At 70.4% G+C, this 3,144-nt stretch carries 5 protein-coding genes; 2 read left to right on the plus strand and 3 right to left on the minus strand.

All coding sequences use genetic code 11. The features are described from left to right. Window position 1: 1 nt before the first annotated feature. From EES42_RS43240 to EES42_RS43250, 3 genes are all read right to left on the minus strand, one after another. The gene (locus tag EES42_RS43240) at window positions 2-775 is read right to left on the minus strand and encodes a VOC family protein (RefSeq protein WP_124723678.1); all 774 of its coding nucleotides are present in this window, start codon (window positions 773-775) and stop codon (window positions 2-4) included. Window positions 776-837: 62 nt separating this feature from the next. Next, window positions 838-1,395: a hemerythrin domain-containing protein gene (locus EES42_RS43245; RefSeq protein ID WP_124723679.1), complete on the minus strand. Its 558-nt coding sequence runs from the start codon at window positions 1,393-1,395 to the stop codon at window positions 838-840. Window positions 1,396-1,605: 210 nt separating this feature from the next. Further along, a complete protein-coding gene (locus EES42_RS43250; protein ID WP_124723680.1) occupies window positions 1,606-2,259 on the minus strand; it encodes a type III effector protein in 654 nt (217 codons plus the stop codon). 127 nt (window positions 2,260-2,386) lie between these two features. Between EES42_RS43250 and EES42_RS43255 the strand changes: the two genes are divergently transcribed. Both EES42_RS43255 and EES42_RS43260 read left to right on the plus strand, forming a co-directional pair. Next, entirely contained in the window at window positions 2,387-2,818 is a 432-nt protein-coding gene (locus EES42_RS43255; RefSeq protein WP_124723681.1) for an Hsp20/alpha crystallin family protein, read from the plus strand. 101 nt (window positions 2,819-2,919) lie between these two features. Continuing rightward, a partial coding sequence (locus EES42_RS43260; RefSeq protein ID WP_164495585.1) for a DUF2267 domain-containing protein occupies window positions 2,920-3,144 on the plus strand: 225 nt, incomplete at its 3' end.

Here is a 3,144-nt window from a genome sequence, read left to right on the forward strand (position 1 = left end):
GTCAGGCGCCGGTCAGGGTGAAGAGGGCGCCGTCGGGGTCGCGGATGAGGAATGCGCCGTCCGGGGTACCGGCAGGTGAGGGAGTCGGTGAGGATTCGCCCCCGGCTGCCGCGGCGGCTGCGGCGGCCCGCTCGCCGTCCCTCACCCGGAAATGGACATTCCACCGGCGCCGAATCCGTGGGTCCGGGCCGGTTTCGTCGCTTCCGCCGTACAGGGTGGCGACGGTGCGTCCGCCGGCCTGGACGATGATGTGGTCCTGGGCGTAGTCGACCGTGCAGCCGCCGGGCGGCCGGGCCCAGTCGAAGACCTCGGCGTAGAAGATCGCGGCGTCGAACGCGTCACGCGTCCGAAGATCCAGCCGCACCGGGGCCCTGCCGCGCCCCACCGGCCAGGTCAGGGCGGGGCCTTCCCAGAATCCGAACACGGCACCGTCCCGGTCCGCGGCGATCCCGGCACGGCCCTCCCCCAGGACCAGAGGACCGACGGCGAGGGTGGCGCCGCGCTCGCTGATCCGTCCCGCTGTCTCGTCCGCGTTCCTGACGGCGAAGTACGGTGTCCAGACGGCTGGATGGCCACCGCCCGGGCAGCATCCGATCCCGGCTACCGGTTCACCCTGTGCCAGAGCCACCGAGAAGCTGCTGCCGAGCGTGCTGGGCCTGAACGTCCAGCCCATGACGTCGGAGTAAAAGGACTGCGCCGCGCGCAGGTCCCGTGCCATCAGGCTGACCCAGCACGGCGCACCGGTCACCGGCACGGTTCCTTCGTGGGCCGGCATTTGGTGCTCCTGCGGGTGCGTGATGGACGTCAGGCCATGCTCAGGGCGGCCAGGGGTGGGGTTCAGCGGGTGGTGGTGCGCAGCAGGTCGCGTACCCGGTCGACCAGGCCGGCGCCGGGTACGAGGAGTCTGTTGGCGTGCGGGGTGTTCGGGAGCGAGGGGTGGGGGCGGGTGGGGGCGTTTTGCCTGGTCCGGCGCACCAGTCGGCCGAGTTCGTCGAGCGTCTCGGGCGGGAGGGCGGCTGCGAGTTTCGGGAACAGTTCGTGTTCTTCCTCGCGCGTGTGGGAGGCGACCTCGAGTTTCAGCTTCGCGATCGTGTCGTTGAACCGCGGGTCGTCGACGCTCAGGTCTTCGAGGTCCTTGAGCATGCGCTCGGCTCTGGCGTGATCGGCGAGTTCCTTGTCCGCCATGGCCGCACCGTTCGGCACGTGCTTGCGCACGGCGGGGTAGAGGTGCCGTTCCTCGGCGACGGTGTGCCGGACCAGTTCCGCGGTCAGCCGGTCCGCGAGTTCCCGCCGCCGGGGGTGGTCGACCGGCTGCAACTCGATCTGCGAGAACAGATCCTCCAGCTCACGGTGATCGGCCGCGAGCTCCGTGATCACATCACTACCGGGTTCCATCGCGACACAGCACCTCTTCTGGGGATCGGCGTCCCCTCGGAGTGAGGGTGCAAGCACACAGACAACACACCCCGCGACTCAGGACCCGTGCCACGCGCGCGGGAACCGCACCGTACTCACCTCCCCGGCCCACATCTTCGTGATGCGATCACCACCAACTGATGTCGCGTGGCAGCCGGATCGGGCGCCCGCTCCGACGTGGGTGTTCGTTCAGTCGGGTGGGGGCGGGGCCGTGGCGGGACCTGTGAGGGTGTCGAGTCGGGCGGCGAGGTCGGGGTGGGTGCCGGTCAGGTGGGGGCGGGTGGCGGTGAGGGGGTTGATGAGGTCGGCGGGGTCGTTGTGAGCGAGGGCAGCGTGGAGTTGGTCGAGTGGGTGGCGGGCGGCGGTGGGGAGGTCGGTGAGGGCGGTGATCTGGCCGGCGATGCGGCGTAGGTCGGCGGCGTTGCGGCGGGCCCATTCGGCTTGGGTGCGGTCGGCGGCGCGGCGTTCACGGGTGGCCTGGACGCGTTGTTCGCCGGTGGTTCCTGCGGGGCCGGGGCGGCCCCGCAGGTAGCGGCGTTCGGCGGCCTGGCGGCTGGCAACGCCGAGGGGGTGGGCGAGGTCGGCCCAGCTGGCTCCCGCGTCCCGGGCCGTTTCGATCAGGCCGGTCTCCCATCCGGCGAGCTGCTCGCGGACCTGCCGCAGCAGCAGCAGGGAGGCCAGGGCCTGCTCCGTGCCGGGGCCGGCATCAGGGGCGTCGGAGGTTTCCCGCCGGGCGGCGTGCAGGGCGTCGTCTATGGCGTGCAGGGCCGCCGCGGCGGCGAGGAACGAGGCCGGGCTTCGGCCGTCGGCGCTGGACGGGGCCGGCTGTTCGGCTGCTGTCACGGGCACCTCCTCAGCTTGTCATCGGCTGGACGACACTGTGTTTGTCATCCGATGGATGACATGCTACAACGGTTTCAGTGAAGCGCATTGGCAGCAACTGCCCGAACCTGCTGGAGGTGTTTTCACGATGTTGATGCGCACTGACCCCTTCCGTGAGCTGGACCGGCTGGCTCAGCAGCTGACGGGCCCGGGCACCTGGTCGCGGCCCTCCCCGATGCCGATGGACGCTTACCGCGAGGGCGACGAGTACATGGTGGCCTTCGACATCCCTGGCGTCAGCGCGGACGCGATCGACATCGACGTCGAGCGGAACATGCTGACCGTCAAGGCCGAACGCCGGCCCGTGGCGAAGGCCGACGACGTGCAGATGGAACTGTCGGAACGGCCGCTGGGCGTCTTCTCCCGCCAGATCATGCTGGCCGACACGCTGGACACCGAGCACATCAAGGCCGACTACGACGCCGGCGTGCTCACCCTGCGGATCCCGATCGCCGAACGTGCCAAGCCCCGCAAGATCACCATCGGCGTCGGATCCGGCCGGAGGGAGATCCCCGGCTGAGCCGGAACGACGAGGGCCCCAACAGCGGCGGAGGACGGGTAACTGATCTCCCCCTCTCCCGTCCTCCGCACCCCATGGACCGAGGAAGGGTGACGGCCGACGTGACTGTGCGACGGGAAGCGTTCCTCGACCAGGTGCAGGAACGCGGTGAGTACGGCAGCCAGCAGGAAGCAGAACGCGTGACCCGCGTGGTGCTCGCCCTGCTGGGCGCACACCTGGTCGGCGAGGTACGTGCCCAGCTGGCGGCTCGACTGCCGGAAGGCTTCGCCCTGATCCTCCTCAACCCGCTGCAGAGCGCCGAGCCGCTGCCACCGGAGCGGTTCGTG

It is taken from the genome of Streptomyces sp. ADI95-17, assembly GCF_003846175.1.
Lineage (GTDB): Bacteria > Actinomycetota > Actinomycetes > Streptomycetales > Streptomycetaceae > Streptomyces > Streptomyces sanglieri.